Below are 23,757 nucleotides of genomic sequence, written 5' to 3' on the forward strand. Positions count from 1 at the left end.
CGTGGTCTTGCCGTGGTCTACGTGACCGATCGTGCCGACGTTTACGTGCGGCTTGCTACGTTCGAACTTTTCCTTAGACATCGCATCCTCCGCCAACCGGGACAAGCAAATGGGAATGTGGAGCTCATGACCGGATTTGAACCGGTGACCTCGTCCTTACCAAGGACGTGCTCTACCAACTGAGCTACATGAGCAAATATGAGTCGACGGCGTGCCGCCGACGCAATCTCTAACAACAGATACGACCCCGCGGAGGGTCGCGTCGGTCCGTTCCGGAACCGGGTCAGACAACCCGGGTCACAGGACTGGAGCGGGTGATGGGAATCGAACCCACGTCATCAGCTTGGAAGGCTGAGGTTCTACCATTGAACTACACCCGCAGACCGTTTGAATCCCGCAAGCGGTTGCGAGACTCGTCTTGTCTGGTGGTGGGGGCAGGATTCGAACCTGCGAAGGCTGAGCCGGCAGATTTACAGTCTGCTCCCGTTGACCGCTTGGGTACCCCACCCGGGAAGCGCGCCATTCTTCACAAAAAGGACCGGGCTGTCAACACCCGGCCCGCGGCTTGGACATCACGGCAAGGGCGCGCATCGTGATGTCGGCCAACGCCCGCGAAACCACGCTTCGCGAACGTCCTGCCTCTGGTGCCGGCTGTGGGACTCGAACTCACGACCTACCGCTTACAAGGCGGTTGCTCTACCAACTGAGCTAAGCCGGCAATGGGCGCGCATTTTACGCACACGAGCCCCTCTTTGCCAAGCCGACATGCCGCGGGCGACGGGTCAGCGACGCGCTCGCGCCAAACGAACCACGCCGGCGAGCACCAGGTCGGCCTCGAGGCAATGCTCGAGGGCCGGATCGATCAGGTCAGCCAGTCGATCGGCATCCCCGCCGGCAATGACCGCAAGCAGTGGGCCCTCGTCGGCAAGGCGCTCCTGCCATACGGACAACATCTGGTTCACGCCGGCGGCAATCAGCCAATGACGTCCCAGCTCGATCGCCGTGGCGGTATCGGCCGCCAGACCCAGTCGTCGCGTTGTCTCAGGCACCGGCGCCGCCGTATCACGCGGCTCAGCGAATTCGCCGGCGTGCTCCAGCGATTCGATCGCCGGAGCCAGCGCGGGCGCCGCCGCACGCAGGGCCTGCAGCTGGGCACGCCAGCCCGGCAGAATCAGCCCACCGAGGTGCTGACCGTCGGCGGCGAGCACGTCCAGGGTGATCGCGGTGCCGGCATTAATGACCGCCAGCGGCCGGTCGGGATGGCAGGCCCGGGCCTCGATCATGGCGCAGAAACGGTCGACGCCGAGGTCGGCGGGCGACTCGTAGGCCACTCGGACGTGGCAGCACTTGCCGGGCACCTCAAGCCAGCGGCACTCGGCCTGCGGGCAGACCTCGGCGATTGCGGTGCCCAGCCAGTCGCGCCGACGCGGCTCGACCACCGAGGCCAGCACGACCTGCTTGGGCGAGCGCCCCTTTTCATCCACCAGCAATGGCTCGAGACGAGTCGCCAGCGCACCGACGGGATCGGACTCGTTGGCGGCCGGCCAGTCGATGACGACCGGCTCGACCGTCTTTTGGCTGCGGCGGGCAAGATGTGCCTTGATCCGGCTGTTGCCCGCATCGATGTAACAGTTCACTTCGGTCAGGCCTTCCCTATAACGTTCAGTATGAGTCGTTCCCGGCGCGATCGAGGAGCACACGCACCCGATCATGCGCGCCCGCGCGGATCACGCGCCCATCGGACCGGGTGATGTCCAGATCGCCATCGGGGCGGATCACCCCGGCGATGCCGGTCGTCCGGGCACCATTGCCGTGCTCCACCGCCACCGGCTTGCCGAAACCGTGATGCCGGCGCGACAGGCCAGCCATCTCGCCCGGCCAGTCGGCGGGTCGAGACATCATGATGACTGCCGCCTCGACCAAGGCCAGCGCCAAAGCGATGGAATCCCCCTGCCAGCCGTCGCCCGCCTCGCTGATGGCCGACGCACGATACTCCGCATCCAGCGGGCCAGCAGGCCGGCGCCAGTTGATCCCGACCCCGGCCAGCCAGCAAACCTCGCCGCCGACTCGGCGTCGCTCGATCATCAGCCCGCCGAGCTTGCCCTCATCGAGATACAGGTCATTGGGCCACTTGACGGTCGCCGGCACGCCCTGCCCTTGCAGCACCCCGGCCAGCCGCCCGGCCAGCGCGAGCCCCGGTGGCGCGTCGGGCAACTCCGGACCGGCCGGGACAACCAGCGAGAACCACAGACCATCGCCCGGCGCGCTCAGCCAACGCGCCCCGCGCCGCCCAACCCCGGCGGTCTGCTCTGCCGCCACGACCACCACCGGGGCTCGCGCGCCGCCTTCGGCCGATTCGACCAGGGCGCGCACGCGATCGTTGGTGGAGTCGACAGAGGCCCGGGCGGCCATCACCCAGCCCCGGCGCGCGGCCAATCGCTGCAGCTGCCGAGCAAGCGGGTCGAAATCGAGCGCGGCATCACGATGCATGACAGACCCCGACGAAACACGGGCGGGAGGAGCGTGCCAGAGTATGGCGGCGTATGGGCACCAGACCGGCAATTGACCGCCGGCACCCTCAAGTTTTGCGAAACGGGCCCGATTATACTGGCTCGGGCCGGGAGAACGAGTCCGCCCGGACAATGCGCGCCCGCCCGCTCGAATTCATCCCGGACCATGCTCGTCACGAGACGAACCACTGAGGAGCCCCTTGGACAAAGCAACCATCATCGGCATCGTCGCGGCCCTGTCCGTCGTGATTCTCGCGATCGGCCTGGGGCAGTACCCGCTCGGGTTCATCAGCATTCCGGGCGCGCTGATCGTGATCGGCGGCACCCTGTCGATCACCCTGGCGATGATCACGTTCCGCCAGTTCGTCCAGTCGTTCGGCGTGGTCAAGCAGGCCTTCATCGACCGGCAGCACAGCCTGACCGGGCTGATCGACGAGATCGAGGAACTGGCTCAGGTCGCACGCCACGACGGCGCGCTGGCCCTGGAAGACCAGGACATCAGCCACCCCTTCATGGAAAAGGGCGTGCGCATGATCGTCGACGGCCAGCCGATGGAAGTGATCGAACGCACCCTCGATCGCGACATCGAGCTCTCCGAGGAACGCCACGACGGCGGCGTGCAGATGTTCAAGAGCATCTACGACGTAGCCCCGGCCATGGGCATGATCGGCACCCTGGTCGGGCTGGTGCAGATGCTCAGCTCGCTCGATGACCCGTCGAGCATCGGGCCGGCAATGGCCACCGCCCTGCTGACCACCTTCTACGGCGCGCTGATCGCCCAGGCGATCGCCCTGCCGATCATGACCAAGCTGCAGATGCGCGCCACGCAGGAATCCCGCGAGCAGCGCCTGATCCTGGAGGGCATTCGCGGCATCCAGGATGGCATCAACCCCCGCATCCTGCGCGGGCTGCTGGAGACATTCCTGCCCAGCCGCGAACGTCAGGAGGACGACTGAGCCATGGCACGCGCCCGTCGACGCAAGGTCGGGAGTTCCGGCGGCTGGCTGACCACCTACGCCGACATGGTCACGCTGCTGCTGACCTTCTTCGTGCTGATGCTGTCGATCTCGGTGGTCGACGTCGAGCGCTACAAGGCCGTCGCCGAGACCCTGCGCAACTCGTTCGGCAGCCTGCCCAGCGAACAAACAGCCGCCCCGGGCGAATCCGCGGTGGAACTGGCTCCCGGGGCCGCCGATCCCGACAGCACGATCGAGGGGCCACCCCCTACCCAGCTGATCGAGCTGGATGCCCCGCCCACCGCGAACACCCAGGAAGACAACGCCCGCGCGCTGGAGGATCTGCGCCGCCAGCAGCTCGAGGAGCGCGCGGCCGAACTGCGCTCGACCATGAGTGATGCGATCGCCGCCGGCGACCTCGAAATCGAGACCACCGACGACACGGTCATCATCCGCATCAAGGAAAACGCCTCGTTCCCCTCGGGCAGCGCCAACATGCAGCGGGCCTTTGAGCCGGTGGTCGACCGGATCGCCGACGACCTGGTCGACAGCGACGACCGCATCGTGGTCACCGGCTACACCGACGACGTGCCAATCCGCTCGGGTCGGTTCCGTTCCAACTGGGACCTGTCGGCTGCCCGGGCCGTCAGCGTGCTGATGTCGCTACGCGACCAGGGCATCGACGCAAACCGGCTCTCGGCGCGCGGCATGGGAGAGAACAATCCCATCGCGCCCAATGAAAGCGAGGCCAGCCGCGCACTCAACCGACGCGTCGAGATCGCCCTGATCCCGGCCTGGGCGGACATCGACAAGCCGCAGCTCGACGGCCAGCCCATCGACTAGGGAAACTCTGCACGAATGCCATGCCACTCTGGCTCGGCGAGTCGTTCGTGATCAAGGCGCGATGTCGCCGGCGTGCCGGTGGCCACGTCAAGACATCGCAACGCGGAGCACGGGCGACTCGCCAAGCCCCGCAGGGCGCGCCTTGAGCCGGGCATCTGCTGCGTTGTCGTCCTTGGAAAGGGAACAACCCTTCCGCGGCGGACGAGCGCCTTGCATCTGCCCGGCTCAAGGCGCGCAGAGCGGTATCGCATTCGTGCAGAGTTTCCCCAGGAAAAGCCGACCTCAGGCCGTCGTGGAAAAGGGCGCCAGCCAATCGGCGAAACGCGCCTCGGTCTTGATGTCCCCCGCGGCGCGCTCCAGGCGATGCTGGTTGAGGCACTCGGACGCCAGCGTCAGCGTCATCTCCAGCAACCGCCCCTGGCGGAAGACGTGCAGGGCCAGTCGGTCGCCGGCGCGATGGCGCGCGATGCGCTCGGCCCAGTTGCCGCCGTTCACGGCAAAGCCGTCGATGGCGATGATGCGATCGTCGACGGCAAGCCCGGCCGCCGCGCCCGGGCGATCCTCGAACACCAGCACCACGCGGGCCGCCTGCGGATCACGTTCATCGACCCGAATGCCGGCATCCGGCCCGCCCTGCTCGGCGCGGGGCACCATGGCCACGCCGAAACGCGCCAGCATCCCGGCGACATCGAGCCTCTCGGTCGAACGCAAGGCACGGTCGAAGAACGCGCCCATCGGTTCGCCCATCGCCTCTTCGATCAGCGCCTCGACGCGCTCGCCTTCGACCAGCGGCTCCTCGCCATGGTGCTCCCAAAGACGACGCATCACGTCCATCAGGGTCGCGCCGCGCTCGCGCAGCATCAGGTCGAGCATCAACGCCACGATCGCCCCGCGGGTGTAGTAGCTGACGATCGCGTTCACCGCGTTGGCATCCTGCTGGTAGAAGCGCGTCCAGGCGTAGAAGCTCGACTCCTCCAGCGTCTGGCGCGACCAGCCCTTGCCGCGCATGGCCCGATTGATGGTTTCCTCCAGGGCAGCGAGGTACTGGGTCTCGTCGATCAGGCCGGCATGACGCACCAGCCAGTCGTCGAAGTAACTGGTGAAGCCCTCGAACACCCACAGCAGGCGCGTATGCGCCGGGCGGTCGAGCGGCAGACCGGCGAATGCCGCCGGGCGGATCCGCTTGACGTTCCAGTTGTGGAAATACTCGTGGGCACACAGGCTCAAGAAGCGCTGGTATTCCTTGCTCACCCCGCCGGCCGTCACCGAGGGCAGGTAGGCCCGCGGGAAGATCAGCGCGGTGGAATCGCGGTGCTCCAACCCGCCGAAACCGGACTCGTCGAGGGCCACCAGAAACAGGTACTCGTCGAAGGGCGCGCCGTCGAACAGTTCGATCTCGGTCTCGCAGATGCGCGCGACATCGGCGGCGATCCGGTCGAAGTCGGTCTCGGGCAGCGCGTTGGTGAACACCATGCGATGCAGCACGCCACCGGCGGTGAACTGGCGCTCGACGAAATCGGCGATCTCGACCGGGTGGTCGATCAGGGCCTCGTAGCCGGCGGCAGCGAAATCGCCGAAGCCCCGCTCGTCGACGGCAATTGCCGGCAGGGTGGTCGCCACGCGCCATTCCTCGGGCAGACCCTGACCGTCGATCACCACCTCGTGGCGCGCCTGCTCGGCGCCGTGCACCCGCAGGAAGACGCTGGTGCCGTTGAAGAATACGTGGCTCGAGTCGACGTGCGCGCTGCGCACCGAGAAGTCGGCGCAGTAGACCCGGTAGTGCACCGCCACCGGCTCGTCGCTCGCGGCCAAGTCCCAGGTCTGCTGGTCGACCGGGGTGATTGCCACCCGCCGACCGCGGGCGTCCTCGGCGTGCTTGCCCACCAGGTGGCGGGCGAAGTCACGCACCAGGTAGCTGCCCGGGATCCACGCCGGCAGGCTCAAACGATAGCCCTCGTCACTGGCCGGCAGGCGCAGGGTCACGTCGAGGTAGCGGCTGTGATAGCCGGCAAACTCGATCCGGTAGAACGGTTCGACCCGGGAGACGTTCTGGGGGGCGGTCTCGGTGACGGCAGCGGATTGGCTCATCAGGACTCCTGACTCGACTCTTGGTCCGGCAGATCGGGCACCGACGAATCCTTGGTCATCAGGTGGTGGCCACCCGGGTGGACGCGACCGTGCTTGATCTCGTCGGGGTGCGCCTCGCGCACCAGCCCGACCCGAGCGGTGAAGTGCAGGCGAAAGCCGGCCAGCGGGTGGTTGAGATCGACCTTCACGGTCTGGTCGCCTACCTCGAGGATCAGCATCTCGATGCGCCCCTCCGGGCCGTGGGCCTCGACCATGTTGCCCGGGGCGAGCTCCGCCTGCGCCTCGATGCGTTCCCGCGGCACGTCGATCACGCCCTCGGCGTCGTGCAGGCCGTAGGCCTGTTCCGGCTCGACGGTCACCTCGATCTCGTCACCCTCGGCGCGGCCCTCGAGCGCGGCCTCCAGCCCCGGAATCAGGTTGCCGTGGCCGTGGATGTATTCGAAGCCGTCCACGCGCGTGTCGGCCAGGATCGCGCCATCGTCGTCGCGCATGACGTGGAACACGCGCACCACGCGATCCTTTTCCACCGGGCCACCGCCGGCCGGTTGCCGGTCTTGAAGTCGTTCTTCACTCATTTTTCGTCACTCCGTTAAGAAACCTCTGCGCGATTGTGAGCCCGCTGAAGTTTCCCGGTTCAGATCGCCACGCCGTGCCAGAAGGGAATGGTCAGCAGCGCCAGCAGGGTCGAGGCGCTCGCCGTGGTGGCATAGAGCCCGGTATCCAGCCCGAAGCGGTCGCAAAGCACCAGCCCGAGCACCATCACGGGCATCGCGCCCTCCAGCACCACGGCGGTGAGCGTCTGCCCGCTGGTCCCGACCGCCAGCGCAAATCCCAGCGCGACCAGCGGCATCCACAGCAGCTGGATAGCCACGGCCGGGCTGACGGTCAGCAGTTGTCGACCGGTCAGTGTCTCCAGTCGCAGGCTCATGCCCAGCGCGACCAGCATGATCGGCACCACAGCCGCACCAAGACGGTCGAGCCACTCGGCCGCCCAGTCGGGCTGCGGCACGCCAGCCAAGTTGAGGCCGGCACCGGCGACCGCCGCCCACAGCGGCGGCACCTTGAGCAGGGTCTTGACCGGGTGGACCTCCTCGTTGCTGTCGCCGAAGCGCGCGGCGAGCAGGATGCCCACCGACAGCAGCAGCGGCGTGCAGGCGAACAGGTCGTACTGGATCGCGACCGCCTGGCCGGCATCGCCGAACAGGCTGTCGAGCAGCGGCAGCCCCATGTAGGTCGCGTTGGGGAAGCTCGCCGCCAGCAGCAGCGCGCCGAACTGCGGCCGGGTGAGCGGCATCAGCCGCCCGACGGCATACATCAGCATCAGCGAGCCGATCACCGCCACGGCCGCCGTGCCGGCGATGCGCAGCGTGTCCACGCCCAGCGGCGCACGCCACAGGACCGCGAACACCAGCGCCGGCAGGAACAGGTAGTAGACCGAGGAGGTCAGGGCCCCGCGGGCGCGGTCGGCGCTCCACCCGCCCAACGGCAGGTAGCGCCAGATGTGGCCCAGGGCGATGGTCCCGGCCATCTGCAGGATGACCGAGATCATCGCCGCCCGACCTCGCCGGGCCGGTCAGCGGACCGACGGATCGGCCGCGCGGGGATCACTCGCCCTTGGCCTCGGCTTCGGCCTTCTCTACCTCGGCGCGCACCTCGTTCATGTCGAGGTCCTTGACCTTGGTGATCAGCTCGTCGAGCGCGTTGCGCGGCAGGGCACCGGCCTGGTTGAACAGCAGGATCTGCTCGCGGAACACCATCAGCGTCGGGATCGAACGGATCTGGAAATGACCGGCAATCGCCTGCTCTTCCTCGGTGTTCACCTTGGCAAAGCCGACCTCCGGGTTGGCCTCGGCGGCCTGCTCGAAGATCGGGCCGAAGGACTGGCACGGACCGCACCAGGGCGCCCAGAAATCCAGCAGCAGGATGTCGTTGTCCTTGAGAAGGCCTTCGAGGTTGTCCGCGGTCGCGGTATGAACGGTCATAAAGACACCTTTGGGTCATGCCGGCGCGCGGGCCGGCCGCATGTCGACCCGGATACGCCGGGTCACGAAAACTGTTTGCTCGATCATCAGGCGATCGCCGGACCGGCCGTCGGCGAACTCTTCTAATCCGCGTCGGCGAGCCAGGGATCCAGCCACTCGAGCATCGCCCGGGCATCATCGCGTTCCAGCAACGATTGCCGCGCGGCCAGATCCAGTGGCAAACGTTCAGCCAAACGCCGACACAGCCATACCAGATCCGGCTCATCGCCCGCCGCGGCGAGCACGTCGGCATCCAGCCGGGCCAGGGCCTCAAGCACTGGCCTTCGACGATCGGCCGGGATCGAATCGCCCGAAGTGGGGGCATCCTGGAGGAATTCAACCCGGGCGCGGACGACGCCGCGGACATCGGGCGCGTGCTCGAGAACACGAAAGCGGGTCTCGCCGACCACGTGCACCCCCAACAACCCGCCTGGCAGCACATTGGTGTCCACCACCCGCGCGGTTGTTCCAACGCCGGCGATTGCCGGCGGGCCCTCGTCCATTCCGACCTCACTGCCCGCGACGATGCGCACCACGCCAAAGGGCCGATCGTGGCGCAGGCATTCGCGCAACAGATCCAGGTAGCGCGCCTCGAACAGGCGCAGCGGCAAGTGGCCGGCGGGGAACAGCACCGTCCGCAACGGGAACAGCCCGAGGCGTTCCTCAGCCGCCATCCCGCTCGCCCCAACGGGCATGCAGTTCGTGCGGCACGTCGATCTGGTCGAGGATGCGCGCGACGGTGAAATCGATCAGGTCCTGGATCGTCTGCGGGCGATGATAGAAGGCCGGCGACGGCGGCAGGATCACGGCACCCAGCTCGGCCAACTGCGTCATCTGCCTCAGCGCGATCGCCGTCAGTGGTGCCTCGCGCGGCACAATCACCAGATCGCGACGCTCCTTGAGGCAGACATCGGCGGTGCGCTCGATCAGCGAATCCGACAGGCCGTTGGCGATCGCCCCGAGCGTGCCGGTAGTGCAGGGACAGACCACCATGGCATCCGGCGGGTTGGAGCCCGAGGCGAACGGCGCGGTCCAGTCCTGGCGGGCAAAGCCGGTGACCTGCCCCTCGGCGGCCCCGTAACGCCCACCCAGTTCGGTGGCCAGCGCATCGTGGCGGGCCGGAAAGGGGTCGTCGAGCTCGAGCGCCGCCACCGCGTGGGCGGCCTTCGAGGCAATCAGACTCACCCGGCAATTCGCCGCGATCAGGCATTCGAGCAGGCGTAACGCGTAGGGAAGACCGGAGGCCCCGGTCATCGCCAGGACGACGTGCTCAGTCTCTCTACGACTACGACGCCTCATGCCCTCACCTCGCGCAACGCATCGACCAGCCGGGCCGGGAAACCGCCGAAGCCGCCATTGCTCATCGAGACTACCCAGTCGCCGTCGCGACTGTCAGCCATCACGGTCTCGAGCAGTTGCTCGACCGAATCGGCCACGGCCAGGCGATCGCCCAGATCGGCAAGCGCGGTGGCCGGGTCAAAAGCGAGATCGCCCGGCGCATGCACGACTACCCGATCGGCGGCCGCCAGGGCACCGGCCAGCCTGGCAGCATGCACACCGGCGCGCATGGTGTTCGACCGCGGGTCGAGCACCGCCACCAACCGGGCGCCGGCCGGCATCTGCTCGCGCACGGCAGCAAGCGTCGCCTCGATGGCCGTCGGATGGTGGGCGAAGTCATCGATCACCCGCACCCCACCGGCCTCGCCCTTGAACTCGAGGCGTCGGGCGACCCCGCCGAAGTCCGCCAGCGCCGCCAGCCCCTCGGCGGCCGGAACACCGGCGAACCGCGCCAGCGCCACGGCGGCCATCGCGTTGCGGCGATTGTGCGCACCCTGGATGGAATCGGGCAGGCGCCCGATCGCCTCGCCCTCGCAGTACAGCTCACCATCGTCCTGCCACCAGCCGGCTCCGGCTGCCGGCTGGTCGGCCAACCGTTCGACCGGCGACCAGACACCCGCGGCCAGCACCCGGTCGATCGCCGGCTCATTCATCGGCGCGATGACCTTGCCCTGCCCCGGCACCAGCCGCAGCAGGTGGGCGAACTGACGCTCAATCGCGGCGAGATCATCAAAGATATCGGCGTGATCGAACTCGAGGTTGTTGATCACCAGGCCACGCGGCCGGTAGTGCAGGAATTTGGAGCGCTTGTCGAAAAAGGCCGTGTCGTACTCGTCCGCCTCGATGACGAAAAACGGCGTCTCGCCCAGCCGGGCGCTGACGCCGAACCCGCCCGGCACCCCGCCGATCAGGAACCCCGGTGCCATGCCGACCGTATCGAGGATATGCGCGACCATCGAGCTGGTGGTGGTCTTGCCGTGTGTGCCGGAAACGGCCAGCACGAACCGCTGGGAGAGCACTTCCTCGCCCAGCCATTGCGGCCCGGACCGAAAGCGATAGAAACCATTGAGCAACTGGTCGATCACCGGCATGTCGCGGCGCATCACGTTGCCAACGATGATCTCGGCATCCTCGGGCAGGGGCGCATCCATGTCGGTTTCCACCGCGATACCCGCGCGGGCGAGCTGGTCGCTCATCGGTGGGTAGATGGCGTGGTCACGCCCGGAGACCTCGTAGCCCATCTCGCGGGCCAGCAGTGCCAGCGACCCCATGAAGGTGCCGGCGATGCCGAGGATGTGCAATTTCTGGCTGGCAGCGGTCATGTCGGCAACCCCGTCTCACCGGGGAGCAACTGCACGGCCAACCCCATGTAGACCAGCGAGCTGAGAATGAAGTAGCCCAGCGCGGTGAGCACGCCGATCGCCGCGCCGAAATCGAGCGTGCGGCGATAGATCTGGCCCAGCACCAGCAGGTTCCAGGCGAAGAGCGCGATCATCAGCATCGACCAGATCCCCAGCTGGGTGTCGATGTCCGCCGCCTCGGCACCCGTCGGCTGCATCGCCACCAGCGGCCAGGCGACCAAGCCGAGCATGGCCATGGCGCCGAACAGCGCCGTGAGCATCTGCGGGATCCGGGGGCGGTGATTGCGCAACATGGCCAGGCCGGCCGAGTAGGCCACCAGCACGACCGCGTCGGCGGCAAGCAGCAACAGGCCGCCACCCAAGCCACCGCCCAGGCCGCCCTGCCCCTCGCCCGCGACCGCGATGTCGAGCAGCACGCCCACGACGAGGTAGAAGCCCACGGCGATCAGCAAGGGCTGCTGGCCGGCAGGCATGTCCTCGGGGCCGGCCCGCAGGAACAGCAATTGGAAGAACAGGCGGATCAGTGACAAGGCGTAGCCCCCGTTGCAATGACTCCGACCGCCGCCGGGCGGCCGGGAAACGGCTGCAAGCCTAGCGCAAAACGGGCGGTCGCGTCTGCGCCCGCCCGCCACGCGCTCGCCGTTAGGGAAGGTCTGCACGAATCCGATGCCACTCTGGCTTGGCGAGTCGTTCGTGATCAAGGCGCGATGTCGCCGGCGTGCCGGTGGCCACGTCAAGACATCGCAACGCCGAGCACGGGCGACTCGCCAAGCCCCGCCGGGCACGCCTTGAGCCGGGCCTCTGCTGCGTTGTCGTCCTTGGAAAGGGAATCACCCTTCCACGGCGGACGAGCGCCTTGCATCTGCCCGGCTCAAGACGCGCAGAGCGGTATCGGATTCGTGCAGACCTTCCTTAGCGACGCAGGTCGCGCAGATACCACCACTCGAAGAATCGCTTGGCCCAGTGCAACAGACGGCATGGCGGGGTGACGAACTGGCGTTTCTCGTTGCGAAACACCAGGGTCGCCCGGTCGAGCATGTCCATCACGCAGATCAGTTCCCACTTGAAGGTGCGATCGGCGGGCTGGCCGTCGAGCTCGGCGACCAGGTTCTCGGCGGCCGCCACCGCCTGGAGATCGGCCATGTGCGCCTGCTTGGGCGCCCAGTCGGGGGCAGGATAGCTGCCGGAATCGCCGGCAACAAAGACCTTGTCCGCCCCCTTGATCCGCGCGTGCTCGTCGGCCTCGATCATGCCACCCGGCGAGGTCGGGAACGGGGCATTCTCGAGCCAGGCCGGTCCGGTCATCCCCGGCATGAACAGGATCAGGTCGGCCGCGAACTCGCCCTTTTCGGTGATCACGCGGTCGGCCTCGAAGCGCTGCGGCTTGGCGCCGATGTGCGTCTCGATATCGAATTTGCGCATCCGGTCGAGCAGCCGGTCGACCGCCGACTCGCCCAGGCGGTTGCCCGGTCGCGGCGACGGGTTGAAGAACACCAGCTTGAACTGGTCGCGACGCCCCTGCTGGCGCAGCAGGCGATCGATGCCGAACAGCAGCTCGAACATTGGCCCGCCGCGCACCGCGGCCGGCTCCTTGGGGTTGCCGCCAAAGCCGATGGCGATGGTGCCGCCATCCATCTCGCCGAGCCGGTCGTGGATCGCCTCGGCGGCATCGATGCCCTCGCAGAGCGTGATCGCGTGCTCGATGCCAGACAGCTTCTTGATGAAGCGCCCGCCGCTGGCGACGATCAGGCCGTCGTTCTCGACTTCACCGTTGTCGGTGACCACCCGTCGACCATCGTCGCTGACACCGGTGACCCGCCCGGCGTGGAACCGCACGTCGAGGCGCTCGAGCAGCGGACGGATGTCGAACAGGATGTCCTCGCGTCGGCGAATCCCCGCGGGCACCCAGATCAGGCTGGGGTAGTACTGGAAGGTGGGCTCGGGTGCGATCAGGGTGATTTCCGCCTGCGGACGCAAGCGCCGCAGACGACGGATCGCCGTCAGGGCACCAAAGCCCGCACCGATGACCGAAAGTTTCATGCCGTGCCTCCGAGGCCTGTAAACCGTTTCAACGCCTTTTCCTTATCTTGGCATAAGGCCTTTCTAATACTCAATCCGGTCGCCGACGTCTCGCCGCCAGCCACCGGGTGGCGGGGCGGGCCAGAAACAGCAGCAGCAACACGACGGCCAGGATGATGGGTGTGCGCGTGTCGAACTTCACGGACAGGAAGTAGTGCAGCACGACCAGGGCCGTCGCCGGATAGACCAGTCGGTGCAGCAGCTTCCAGCGGCGGCCGAGCCGTCGCATCCAGCCGCGCGACGAGGTGATCGCCAGGGGCACCAGCAGCAGGAAGGCGATCACGCCGAAGGTGATGTGCTCGCGCTCGAGGACGTCCTCCCAGATCGCGACCAGGTCGAGTTGCCGATCGACGACCAGCCAGAGCAGGACGTGCAGGCTCGCGTAGAAAAAGGCGTACAGCCCGACCATCCGCCGGTAGTCGATCAGCCCGACCCGGGGCCGCAGGCGTTGCAACGGGGTGATCGCCAGGCCTATCAAGAGCAGGTAGAGCGCGGTGTCGCCCAGAAAACGCAAGCTGTCGACCACCGGTTCGTAGCCGAGCTGATGGGTGGGGATCGCCCAGGCGAGGTAAATCAGCGGGGCCAACTGGGCGAGGAAGAGCAGCCACCACGCCGGGCGATTGGCCAACCAGGGTCGACGCGCCGCCATCAGTAGTGCTTCTTGAGGTCCATGCCCTGGTAGAGCTGCGCGACCTCCTCGGCATATCCGTTGAACATCAGCGTGTCGCGACGCCCCCATTCGCCGATACGCCGTTCGGTCGCCTGCGACCAACGCGGATGGTCGACGTTCGGGTTCACGTTGGCGTAGAAGCCGTATTCGCGGGGCAAGACCGCCGTCCAGCTGGAGGTGGGTTGCTCGTGCACCAGACTGATCCGCACCAGGGATTTGCCACCCTTGAAGCCGTACTTCCAGGGCACGACCAGCCGCACGGGCGCGCCGTTCTGCGGCGTGAGCGATTCGCCGTAGATGCCGGTGGCCAGCAAGGTCAGCGGGTGCATCGCCTCGTCGAGACGCAGGCCTTCGACATAAGGCCAGTCGAGCACCGCGCGCGTCTGGCCGGGCAGCGGGCTTTCCCGCCGATAGACCGTCTCGAAGCGCACGAACCGCGCGTCGGACATGGGCTCGACCCGCTCAAGCAACGCCTTCAATGGCACACCCTCCCAGGGGATCACCATCGACCAGCCCTCCACGCAGCGCATCCGGTAGATGCGCTCCTCCGGGGACTGCAGAGCGACCAGGTCGTCGACGCTGAACCGCCCGGGGCGGTCGACCAGCCCATCAACCTCGAACTCCCACGGCGAAAGCCGGTCGATCAGGGACGCCAATGCATCGGCGTTGCGTTTCGGGTCGGTCTTGCCGGTACCGAGCTCGTAGTAGTTGTTGTAGCCGGTGATCGCCTCCTTGTCGGTGAGCTGTTCGGACAGCGGCTTTTCCTCATCGGCGCGGCCGCACCCGGGCAAGGCCAACGCCGCCCCGGCACCGAACACCGAGCGCAGGAACGTCCGTCGTGCCTGGCGGTCGGTGGCCAGTTTCGGATCGGTGACTTCCCATTCACCGGGCTCATGGGGCGATCGGATACGGTGACGCATGACAGACCTCGGGTAACGAACGGACCGGGAAGACGAATGCCGATGAGGGCATCAGGCAGGTAGAATTCGCCTCCCGAAGTATCGACGCTAAGACCGCGTTCTGCACGACGCCGTAGGTCGTCGCGACGCACGACCAACCCGCCATGCCCCGATTCGACCGCCCATCGACAACACCGGGCCACAGGAGCCGCGAGCCAATGACCGACACCGCTGCCACCGACTCTCGCCGCGAGGCGGCCCACGCCTTTCTCGAACGGCACGCCCCCGGCTTCGGCGCGCTGCGATCGGCCTCCAGCGATGCCAGCAACCGGCGCTACTGGCGGGCACAGGGCGCGAACGGCAAAAGCCTGGTGGTCATGGATTCGCCGCCCGACAAGGAGCCGCTGGACTCGTTCCTTGATGTCCAGGCGCGACTGGAACAAGCCGGCCTGCCGGTACCGCACATCCATGCCCGCGACCTGGTGGGCGGGTTTCTGCTCCTCGACGATCTGGGCAACGACACGCTGTTTTCCTGGCAGGCGGGCGCGGACCCGGCGCCCCGGGCACACGCGCTCGCCGAGTGCCGCGCGCAGTTGGTCACCGTAGCCCAGGTCGATCGCGGGCGTTTGCCGGCCTTCGACGCCCCACGGCTGATCACCGAGATGCAGCTGTTCGACAACTGGTACCGGGCTGGCCACCTGGGCGTGGAGTGGTCGAATGAGCAGGCCCGATGCTGGGAGGAGCTGCGGGACCGGATCGCCAGCCGGCTGGCTGCGATGCCGGCGGTGTTCGTCCACCGCGACTACCACAGCCGCAACCTGATGCGCGACGAGGCGGGCTGGGCGATCATCGACTTCCAGGACGCGGTGGCCGGCCCTTTGCCCTACGACCTAGTCTCACTGCTGCGCGACTCCTACATCGACTGGCCGGGCGACTGGGTAGAGAGCGAGCTCGATGCGTTCTGGGAACAGGCGCGCAAGGCCCGTCTGACGGACATCGAGCGGGAGGCGTTCATCGAGGATTTCGCCTGGGTGGCCGTGCAGCGTCACCTCAAGGTGCTGGGCATCTTCGCCCGCCTGAGCCGCCGCGACGGCAAGCACGGCTACCTCGACGACCTGCCGCTGACCTGGCGCCACCTGCAATGGGCGCTCGACCGCGCGCCGGAACTCGCGCCACTGCGCGAGCTGATCACTGGACTCGAACCGGAGAACGCCCGTGGCTGAGACGAATGCCCTGAAGACCACGGCCATGATATTGGCCGCCGGTCGCGGCGAACGACTGCGCCCGCTGACCGACCACACCCCCAAGCCATTGATCGAGGTAGGCGGCAAGCCGCTGATCGAGCATCACCTCGAACGCCTGGCCGCCGCCGGCATCGAGCGCGTGGTAATCAACCTGGCCCATCTCGGCGAACTGATCCGCGCGCACCTCGGTGACGGCGAGCGCTGGGGACTGACGATCGAGTACTCGGTGGAAGGCAAACAGGCCGAGGACGCGCTGGAGACCGCTGGCGGCATTCGCCAGGCAATCGACCGACTGGGGGAGCGCTTCCTGCTGGTCAACGGCGACGTGCTCTCCGATATCGACTACGCCGCACTGGCCAACCGCCGCTTGCGCGCCGACTGTCGGTTCCACCTGGTGCTGGTCGACAACCCGTCACACAACCCGGGCGGGGATTTCGCCCTCGACCAGACCGGACGGCTCGGGGGCGCATCAACCGCGGCGCTGACCTACTCCGGAATCGGCCTGTTCGACCCCGCGCTGTTCAACGACCTACCGACGGGCCGACGGGCCTTGGGCCCGGTACTGCGTGCGGCCATCGCCAACGGACAAGGCTGCGCGCATCACCATCGGGGCGAGTGGCTGGACGTGGGTACGCCCGAGCGGCTGGCCGAGGCCGACCGCCGGTTACGAGATCACTCCGACGATCAGTAGAAGGCCAGGTCGCGCAGGAACAGCGCGATCTGTGGGAAGGAAATCAGCAGCACCGTCATCGTGATCAGCATGATGATGAACGGTGGCGTGCCCCGGACGATGTCCATGTACGGTCGTCGGAACACCGCCATGGCGGTGAAGATGTCGTAGCCGAACGGCGGCGTGGCCGAGCCGATAGCCGACTGCAATACCACCAGCGTGCCCACCAGCACCGGATCCACGCCCGATGCGTGGATGGCCGGCATGAAGATCGGGGTGAGCACGAAGATGGCCACGATCGGGTCGACGAACATGCAGGCGACGAAGTAGGACACCGCGATCAGGATCAGCAGATAGGTCGGGTTCGCCGCGACCTGATCGAGGATCGGGCCGAGGATCTCCGAGGGAATCTGCGCCAGCGAGATGACCCAGGAAAACGCCTGCCCGGCCCCGACGAGGATGAACACCACCGCCGTGATCAGCCCGGTCGACAGCGCGATGCCCGGCAGGTCGGAGAGCTTGATCGAGCGGTAGATCACCATCTCCAGGATCACCGCGTAGAGCACCGACATCGCCGCCGCTTCGGTGGGGCTGAACAGCCCGGAATAGATGCCACCAAGTACCACCACCGGAAAGCCCATGGGCAGGATCGCCCCGCGCAGGGCCTTCAAGCGACCGGCCCAGCCGACGCGCTCCTCCGGCGGGATGCCCCATCGGCGCGAGACGTACCAGCTGTAGACCGAGAACATCAACATGATCGCCACGCCGGGCCCGATCCCGGCGATGAACAGCTCGCCCACCGACACGTTCGCGGCCACCCCGTAGATGATCGCCGCAATCGAGGGGGGGATCAGCAGGGCGATATCCGAGGAATTGACCAGCAGGGCAAGCGTGAAGCTGTCCTTGTAGCCGGCCTTGAGCATCTTCGGGCGCAGCGCGGTGCCGATCGCCACCACGGTGGCCTGGGTGGAGCCGGAGACCGCCCCGAACAGGGTGCAGGTGACCGCCGTGGTGATCGGCAGCCCGCCGCGGCGGTGGCCGATAAACGCCCGGACCAGATCCAGCAGGCGGTTGGCCGTGTGCCCCTTGGTCATGATGTCCGCGGCGAGGATGAACATCGGCACCGCCACCAGCACCGACGGGCGCACCCCGCCGATCATCTGCTGCACCAGCTGGTTGGGGCCCACGTCGGGGAACGAGACCAGCAGCAGCGCCAGCGCACCGACGATCAGCGGCACCATCATGGGAAAGCCCATCAGGAGCAGCAGGAACATCAGGATGAACATCAGGGTCAGCATCAGCGGGCCTCCTTGCTCGGGTCGATGCTCGAATCATCCCGCTGCTCGCCGCTCTCGGCGGCATTGAGATCGGCCTCCTCGTAGACCTCACGCTCCATGAACGAGCGATAGACCTCCTCGGAGGTCAGGTTGCGCACGGTCGTGAGCAGGTATTGCAGGCCGGCGAGGAACAGCCCGATGGGCACAAACAGGTAGAGGATCCAGATGGGAATCCCCAGCGACGGGGTGGCCTGGCCGATCGAGCGCACCTGCATCTCGTAGATCACCGCGTAGTAGGCCAGATAGAACATCACCACCGCCGAGCCGGTGGTGATGACGATGTTCGCCCCCTTTCGCCACGGCCCCTTGAGCTGGTCATAGATGGCCGACATGCGGATATTGCGGCCGTGGCGCGCAGCCTTGGCCACCCCGACAAAGGTGATGATCACCAACAGGGCCTGGTTGATCTCGCCGGCAAACGGCAGCCCCTGCTTGAGGAGGTTGTCGCCCAGCACGTTGACGATATTGATGGTGGCCATCAACAGGATGGCGCCCGAGAGAACGATGTTCTCGATCCAGCCAATGAGCCAGTCCAGGCGGATCAGCGCCCGTCCCGGCAACGACCGGGACAGCTTTCCCTGCGCTTGCGGCATTGGTATTCCCCTGTCGGGTTGAGACGCGCACGTCCCGGAATGACGGCGTCGGTTGACGCGGCCCGACGACCGCTCGATGCCGCCCGACCTTCGCGTAGCAGTGTAGTCGCGCCCGACTTTGCCTGTCCAACGGGCAGACCGGCGGACGTGCTAAGGTCTTGGGGGACTAGAGTGCCCGCCCGTCGTCGGCGCGCGGGTCGCTTGCACCGTGAACGACAAGCAAAACCCCAGGGAGAGACAACGGTATGCAAAGCACACGATTCCTTCACAAGGGCACGCTCTGGATGGGTGCGTTGGCGCTCGCCGCCGGCATGGCACTGTCCGGCTGCGGCCAATCCGATGACGGCGCCGAGAGCGCCGAGGGCGAGCAGGTCTGGCGCTTCGCACTGGAAGAGACCAAGGGCGGCGTGCAGTGGAAATACGCCGAGAAGTTCAAGGAGGAGATCGAGGCCGCGCACGACAACGTCGAGGTCAAGATCTACCCCTACGGCACGCTGGGCAGCTCGCAGGACATCACCCAGCAGATCCAGAACAACACCATGCAGTTCGCCTTCGCCTCAGCGGGCCACGTCGGCTCGACCATTCCCGAGGCGCAGGTGTTCACCCTGCACTTCCTGTTCTCGCAGGACGACTCGGTCAACGAGGAGATCTTCGCCTCCAACCCGGTCGTCCACGAGGAACTGGGCGCGGCCTATAACGAGAAGGGCCTCGAGCTGCTGTCGATCGTCCCCGAGGGCTGGATGGTCTGGAGTGCCAACAAGGCAATCGAAACGCCGGAAGACTTCGAGGGCGTCAAGATCCGCGTCAAGCCGTCCGACCTGCTGCTGGCCACCTACGAAGGCTACGGCGCGAACCCGAAGCCGATGGCCTACTCCGAGATCTACGGCGGCCTGCAGCGTGGCCAGATCGACGCGCAGACCCAGCCGATGTTCGCCATCCGTGACATGAGCTTCTACGAGGTACAGGACTACCTGATCGAGGCACGCAACGCGCAGTTCGTGTCCACCGTGATCACGAGCCCGGGCTTCCTCGAGAGCCTGCCGGAAGACATGCAGGCGAGCGTCAAGGAGACCGTCAAGGAACTCGATCCGTTCATCTGGGACGTGCAGAAGACGCTCAACCGCGAGGCGGCCGAGGAGATCAAGTCCAAGAGCGACATCGAGTTCGTCGAGCTGACCTCCGAGCAGGTCGAGACCTTCCGCGAGAGCGTCGAGCCGGTGTTCGACCAGTACGTCGAGATGGCCGGCCCGCGCGGCGAGAAGATCCTCAAGGCCATCCAGGATGCCGTGGCCGAGGGGAACGACGAGTAACCACTCGCCAAATCCCGAAGCCGATCCTTCCCTCGAGGCGCGCCACCCGGCGCGCCTTTTTCGTACCCGCCACACCGAGTTTGCGCACAACCTGCTGACAAACCCCGACTTTTCCGGCTAGGATTGAATCGACAGACCTTCCCCAACAGGGGCGGTTTTGCGCACGCTCACGGAGAGGGCCGGATCGATGGCGACAGACGGGCCGGACGACACTCGCTGGCTGGCAATCAATGCCGGCTCGTCCTCGCTCAAGCTGGCAATCTTCGATTCCGCCGGCCACCGGACGCATTCGGTCACAGCCGAAGACCTCGGTGATGGCACCGCCCCACTCGGCGAGGCGCATTCACACGCACTCGACGAATTGCTCACCGCCCTGCCGCCGGGTGAGGCCGGGCCGTTTCGAGGCATTGCCCACCGCGTCGTGCATGGCGGCGATCGTTTCGACGCCCCCACGGAAATCGACCAGGCGGTGATCGACGCGCTGCACGAGATCGAACCACTCGCGCCGCTGCACAACCCGCTTGCGGCAGCCTGCATCGAGGCCGCCCGGCACCACTTCCCGGACACGCCCCATTTCGCCCTGTTCGACACGGCCTTTCACCGGGACCTGCCACCGGAATCACGCGACTACGCCCTGCCGGCCTGGTGCCGGGACGAACTCGGCATCCGCCGCTACGGGTTTCACGGCCTCTCTGCCGCCAATGCCTTGCGCCACGTCGCCGAGGCGACCGGCCACCCGCCGGCTCGACTCAACCTGATCGTGCTGCACCTGGGCAACGGGGCGAGCGTCACGGCCATTCGCGGCGGGCACAGCGTGGCCACTTCGATGGGCATGACCCCGCTGGAGGGCCTGGTCATGGGCACGCGAGCCGGCGACATCGACCCGGCCATCCCCGGGGTGCTCGAACGGCGCGGTGGCCTGTCGAGCGACGAGGTCGACCACCTGCTCAATCACGAATCCGGCCTGCTCGGGCTGTGCGGCACGCGCGACATGCGCGAGATCCACGACGCGATCGACCGGGGCAGCGAACAAGCGAGCACCGCCCTGGCGATGTACATCCATCGCATTCGCCATTACGTCGGCGGCTACCTGGTCAACCTGGGTCGGCTGGACGCCCTGGTGTTCACCGGCGGCATCGGCGAACACGACGTCGTCGTGCGCGAATCGGTCTGCGAAGGCCTCGGGGTAATGGGGCTGGCGCTCGACCCGGCCGCCAATCGCCAAGATGAGCCCGGGGTGCGCGCCCTGCACCAGCCACACAGCCCCAGCAGCATCTGGGTGGTGCCTGCCGACGAGGAATGGGAAATGATCCGGCAGATACAGGAACTCCGCTGACATCCGTTCGACACATCCCACTGCTGTGATGCGGGATGCAGACATCCACCTCGAACGATCCCGGCTTCCGGAGAACAAGGCCATGCAGCAAAGCGACATCAAGGCGATCGACGGTTTCTGGCGCGCGGCCAACTACCTGTCCGTCGGGCAGATCTACCTGCTGGACAACCCGCTCCTGCGCGAGCCGTTGGCCCCGGCACACATCAAGCCGCGCCTGCTGGGCCATTGGGGCACCACCCCGGGGCTCAATTTCATCTACGCCCACATGAACCACCAGATCGCGGCACGCGATCTCGACGCGATTTTTCTCACCGGGCCGGGCCACGGTGGCCCGGGGCTGGTCGCCAGTGCCTGGCTGGACGGCACCTACTCGGAGGTCTACCCCGACATCAGCCGCGACGAGCCGGGCATGCAGCGCCTGTTCAAGCAGTTCTCCTTCCCCGGCGGCATTCCCTCGCACGTCGCGCCCGAGACGCCGGGCTCGATTCACGAGGGCGGCGAGCTGGGCTACGTGCTCTCACATGCCTTTGGTGCGGCCTTCGACAACCCGGACCTGGTCGTCTGCGCGGTGGTGGGCGACGGCGAGGCCGAGACCGGCCCGCTGGCCACCTCCTGGCACTCGAACAAGTTCCTCGACCCGGTGCATGACGGCGCCGTGCTGCCGATCCTGCACCTCAACGGCTACAAGATCGCCAACCCCACCGTGCTCGCCCGCATCCCGGAAGAGGAACTCGAGGCCCTGCTGCGCGGCTACGGCTACCAACCGTATTTCGTCAGCGGCGAGGACCCCAAAAAAATGCATCCGGCGATGATCGAAACGCTCGGCCAGGCGCTCGACGAGATCCACGCCATCCAGCAGCGGGCCCGCCAAGACGGCGATACCACCCGCCCGCAATGGCCGATGATCGTGCTGCGCACCCCCAAGGGCTGGACCGGCCCCGAGGAGGTCGACGGCAAGCCGGTGGAGAATACCTGGCGGTCCCACCAGGTCCCGATGAAGGACGTTCGTGAACACGCCGCCTATCTCGAGATCCTCGAATCCTGGATGAAGAGCTACCGCCCGGGGGAACTGTTCGACGAACACGGGCAACCGTTCGACTGGCTCACCGACCGCACCCCGACCGGCGCCCGCCGCCTGTCCGCCAACCCGCATGCCAACGGCGGGCTGCTGTGCCGGCCGCTCGACCTGCCCGACTTTCGCGACTACGAGATCGCGGTCGAGGCACCGGGTCAGACCCAGGCCGAGTCGACCCGTGCCATGGGACGCTTCCTGCGCGACGTGATCGAACGCAGTCACGACTCGCGCAACTTCCGCCTGTTCGGTCCCGACGAGACGTCCTCCAACCGACTCGACGACGTCTTCGCCGTCACCGACCGGGCCTGGAACGCCGAGACGCTGCCCACCGACGAGCATCTCGCCCGCGGCGGTCGCGTGATGGAGATCCTCTCGGAGCACACCTGCCAAGGCTGGCTCGAGGGCTACCTGCTGACCGGCCGGCACGGCCTGTTCGCCTGCTACGAGGCCTTCATCCACATCATCGACTCGATGTTCAACCAGCACGCCAAGTGGCTGGATACGAGTCAGGACATCCCCTGGCGTGCGCCCGTGCCGTCACTCAACTATCTCTTGACCAGCCACGTCTGGCGCCAGGACCACAACGGCTTCTCACACCAGGACCCCGGCTTCATCGATCTGGTGGTCAACAAGAAGGCGAGCGTGATCCGTGTCTACTTCCCTCCGGATGCGAACTGCCTGCTGTCGGTGACCGATCATTGCCTGCGTAGCCGTGACTACGTCAACGTGATCGTCGCCGGCAAACAGCCCCAGCCCCAGTACCTCGACATGGAGGCGGCGATAAAGCACTGCACGGCCGGGGTGTCCATCTGGGAGTGGGCCAGCAGCGACGACGGCCTGGAGCCCGACGTGGTGATGGCCTGCGCCGGCGACGTGCCCACCGAAGAAATCCTCGCCGCCACCGACCTGCTGCGTCGCCACCTGCCCGAACTGCGTGTGCGGGTGGTCAACGTGGTCGACCTGATGAAACTCCAGCCCGACAGCGAACATCCGCACGGCCTGTCGGACAGCGCCTTCGACTCGATCTTCACCCTCGACCGGCCGGTGATCTTCGCCTACCACGGCTACCCGTGGCTGATCCATCGCCTGACCTACCGGCGCACCAACCACCACAACCTGCATGTACGCGGCTACAAGGAGGAAGGCACGACCACCACCCCGTTCGACATGGCCGTGAAGAACGAGATCGACCGCTACCATCTGGTCATCGACGTGATCGAGCGCGTCCCCGGGCTCAAGGTCCGCGGCGCCCACCTGCGCCAGCAAATGGAACAGCGGCTGATCGAGCACGAGCAGTACATCCGCGAACATGGTGAAGACATGCCGGAAATCCGCGATTGGCGCTGGCCGTCGTTGCCGGGAGACGACGTGCGCTGACGCGGTCGGCGCCACCATGAAAAAGCCCCGGGCAGGAACCGGGGCGTATG

22 protein-coding genes and 4 tRNA genes are annotated in these 23,757 nt (G+C 66.8%); 7 read left to right on the forward strand and 19 right to left on the reverse strand.

Annotation, left to right across the window (positions count from 1 at the left end; genetic code table 11):
- Positions 1-118: 118 nt before the first annotated feature.
- The 6 genes from D5687_RS09875 to D5687_RS09900 all read right to left on the reverse strand — a co-directional run bounded on the left by D5687_RS09875 (position 119) and on the right by D5687_RS09900 (position 2,490).
- Positions 119-194, reverse strand: a tRNA-Thr gene (locus D5687_RS09875).
- A gap of 112 nt (positions 195-306) precedes the next feature.
- A tRNA-Gly gene (locus D5687_RS09880) sits at positions 307-380 on the reverse strand.
- A 43-nt stretch (positions 381-423) separates the two neighbouring features.
- Positions 424-508, reverse strand: a tRNA-Tyr gene (locus tag D5687_RS09885).
- Between the two features lie 134 nt (positions 509-642).
- A tRNA-Thr gene (locus D5687_RS09890) sits at positions 643-718 on the reverse strand.
- Between the two features lie 64 nt (positions 719-782).
- Positions 783-1,637 carry a type III pantothenate kinase gene (locus tag D5687_RS09895; protein ID WP_158611852.1) on the reverse strand — a complete coding sequence of 285 codons (855 nt, stop codon included), beginning with the start codon at positions 1,635-1,637 and terminating at the stop codon, positions 783-785.
- A gap of 25 nt (positions 1,638-1,662) precedes the next feature.
- Positions 1,663-2,490: a biotin--[acetyl-CoA-carboxylase] ligase gene (locus tag D5687_RS09900; protein WP_125199614.1), complete on the reverse strand. Its 828-nt coding sequence runs from the start codon at positions 2,488-2,490 to the stop codon at positions 1,663-1,665.
- Positions 2,491-2,710: 220 nt separating this feature from the next.
- On the opposite strand from D5687_RS09900, the gene D5687_RS09905 reads away from it, so the two are divergent.
- Both D5687_RS09905 and D5687_RS09910 read left to right on the forward strand, forming a co-directional pair.
- Complete coding sequence (locus tag D5687_RS09905; protein WP_125199615.1) at positions 2,711-3,466, forward strand: MotA/TolQ/ExbB proton channel family protein; 756 nt, start codon at positions 2,711-2,713, stop codon at positions 3,464-3,466.
- 3 nt (positions 3,467-3,469) lie between these two features.
- The gene (locus D5687_RS09910; protein WP_125199616.1) at positions 3,470-4,309 is read left to right on the forward strand and encodes a flagellar motor protein MotB; all 840 of its coding nucleotides are present in this window, start codon (positions 3,470-3,472) and stop codon (positions 4,307-4,309) included.
- A 282-nt stretch (positions 4,310-4,591) separates the two neighbouring features.
- On the opposite strand, the gene D5687_RS09915 is transcribed toward D5687_RS09910, so the two are convergent.
- From D5687_RS09915 to msrP, 11 genes are all read right to left on the reverse strand, one after another.
- The gene (locus D5687_RS09915) at positions 4,592-6,397 is read right to left on the reverse strand and encodes a M61 family metallopeptidase (RefSeq protein ID WP_125199617.1); all 1,806 of its coding nucleotides are present in this window, start codon (positions 6,395-6,397) and stop codon (positions 4,592-4,594) included.
- Entirely contained in the window at positions 6,397-6,972 is a 576-nt protein-coding gene (locus D5687_RS09920) for a peptidylprolyl isomerase (RefSeq protein ID WP_125199618.1), read from the reverse strand. The genes D5687_RS09915 and D5687_RS09920 overlap by 1 nt, the downstream gene beginning before the upstream one ends.
- 59 nt (positions 6,973-7,031) lie before the next feature.
- Complete coding sequence (locus tag D5687_RS09925) at positions 7,032-7,946, reverse strand: AEC family transporter (protein WP_125199619.1); 915 nt, start codon at positions 7,944-7,946, stop codon at positions 7,032-7,034.
- 55 nt (positions 7,947-8,001) lie between these two features.
- Entirely contained in the window at positions 8,002-8,379 is a 378-nt protein-coding gene (gene trxA / locus D5687_RS09930) for a thioredoxin (protein WP_125199620.1), read from the reverse strand.
- Positions 8,380-8,501: 122 nt separating this feature from the next.
- Positions 8,502-9,092 carry an LON peptidase substrate-binding domain-containing protein gene (locus D5687_RS09935; protein ID WP_158611853.1) on the reverse strand — a complete coding sequence of 197 codons (591 nt, stop codon included), beginning with the start codon at positions 9,090-9,092 and terminating at the stop codon, positions 8,502-8,504.
- Positions 9,082-9,717, reverse strand: a complete 636-nt coding sequence (locus D5687_RS09940) for a flavin prenyltransferase UbiX (protein ID WP_125199622.1) — start codon at positions 9,715-9,717, stop codon at positions 9,082-9,084. The genes D5687_RS09935 and D5687_RS09940 overlap by 11 nt, the downstream gene beginning before the upstream one ends.
- A complete protein-coding gene (gene mpl / locus D5687_RS09945; RefSeq protein ID WP_125199623.1) occupies positions 9,714-11,078 on the reverse strand; it encodes a UDP-N-acetylmuramate:L-alanyl-gamma-D-glutamyl-meso-diaminopimelate ligase in 1,365 nt (454 codons plus the stop codon). Before mpl ends, D5687_RS09940 begins: the two co-directional genes overlap by 4 nt.
- Positions 11,075-11,647 (reverse strand): hypothetical protein, encoded by a 573-nt coding sequence (locus D5687_RS09950; protein WP_125199624.1) that lies wholly within the window; start codon positions 11,645-11,647, stop codon positions 11,075-11,077. The genes mpl and D5687_RS09950 overlap by 4 nt, the downstream gene beginning before the upstream one ends.
- Positions 11,648-12,029: 382 nt before the next feature.
- Positions 12,030-13,157 carry an NAD(P)/FAD-dependent oxidoreductase gene (locus tag D5687_RS09955; protein WP_125199625.1) on the reverse strand — a complete coding sequence of 376 codons (1,128 nt, stop codon included), beginning with the start codon at positions 13,155-13,157 and terminating at the stop codon, positions 12,030-12,032.
- A gap of 70 nt (positions 13,158-13,227) precedes the next feature.
- Positions 13,228-13,845 (reverse strand): sulfite oxidase heme-binding subunit YedZ, encoded by a 618-nt coding sequence (locus D5687_RS09960; protein ID WP_125199626.1) that lies wholly within the window; start codon positions 13,843-13,845, stop codon positions 13,228-13,230.
- Positions 13,845-14,786, reverse strand: coding sequence for a protein-methionine-sulfoxide reductase catalytic subunit MsrP (gene msrP / locus D5687_RS09965; protein WP_125199627.1), 942 nt, complete (start codon positions 14,784-14,786; stop codon positions 13,845-13,847). The genes D5687_RS09960 and msrP overlap by 1 nt, the downstream gene beginning before the upstream one ends.
- 197 nt (positions 14,787-14,983) lie before the next feature.
- Between msrP and D5687_RS09970 the strand changes: the two genes are divergently transcribed.
- Entirely contained in the window at positions 14,984-15,988 is a 1,005-nt protein-coding gene (locus D5687_RS09970) for an aminoglycoside phosphotransferase family protein (RefSeq protein ID WP_158611854.1), read from the forward strand.
- Between the two features lie 25 nt (positions 15,989-16,013).
- Positions 16,014-16,700, forward strand: coding sequence for an N-acetylmuramate alpha-1-phosphate uridylyltransferase MurU (gene murU, locus D5687_RS09975; protein ID WP_125199639.1), 687 nt, complete (start codon positions 16,014-16,016; stop codon positions 16,698-16,700).
- On the opposite strand, the gene D5687_RS09980 is transcribed toward murU, so the two are convergent.
- Both D5687_RS09980 and D5687_RS09985 read right to left on the reverse strand, forming a co-directional pair.
- Complete coding sequence (locus tag D5687_RS09980; protein ID WP_125199629.1) at positions 16,694-17,977, reverse strand: TRAP transporter large permease; 1,284 nt, start codon at positions 17,975-17,977, stop codon at positions 16,694-16,696. The two genes, murU and D5687_RS09980, sit on opposite strands and share 7 nt — an antisense overlap.
- On the reverse strand, positions 17,977-18,609 hold the full coding sequence (locus tag D5687_RS09985) for a TRAP transporter small permease (protein ID WP_125199630.1): 633 nt from the start codon (positions 18,607-18,609) through the stop codon (positions 17,977-17,979). The genes D5687_RS09980 and D5687_RS09985 overlap by 1 nt, the downstream gene beginning before the upstream one ends.
- Before the next feature lie 245 nt (positions 18,610-18,854).
- On the opposite strand from D5687_RS09985, the gene dctP reads away from it, so the two are divergent.
- From dctP to D5687_RS10000, 3 genes are all read left to right on the forward strand, one after another.
- Positions 18,855-19,919, forward strand: coding sequence for a TRAP transporter substrate-binding protein DctP (gene dctP, locus D5687_RS09990; RefSeq protein ID WP_125199631.1), 1,065 nt, complete (start codon positions 18,855-18,857; stop codon positions 19,917-19,919).
- A 187-nt stretch (positions 19,920-20,106) separates the two neighbouring features.
- Complete coding sequence (locus D5687_RS09995) at positions 20,107-21,255, forward strand: acetate/propionate family kinase (RefSeq protein ID WP_125199632.1); 1,149 nt, start codon at positions 20,107-20,109, stop codon at positions 21,253-21,255.
- Between the two features lie 28 nt (positions 21,256-21,283).
- On the forward strand, positions 21,284-23,707 hold the full coding sequence (locus D5687_RS10000) for a phosphoketolase (protein ID WP_125199633.1): 2,424 nt from the start codon (positions 21,284-21,286) through the stop codon (positions 23,705-23,707).
- The last annotated feature ends 50 nt before the right edge of the window (positions 23,708-23,757 follow it).

It is taken from the genome of Guyparkeria sp. SCN-R1 (assembly GCF_003932495.1).
GTDB lineage: Bacteria > Pseudomonadota > Gammaproteobacteria > Halothiobacillales > Halothiobacillaceae > Guyparkeria.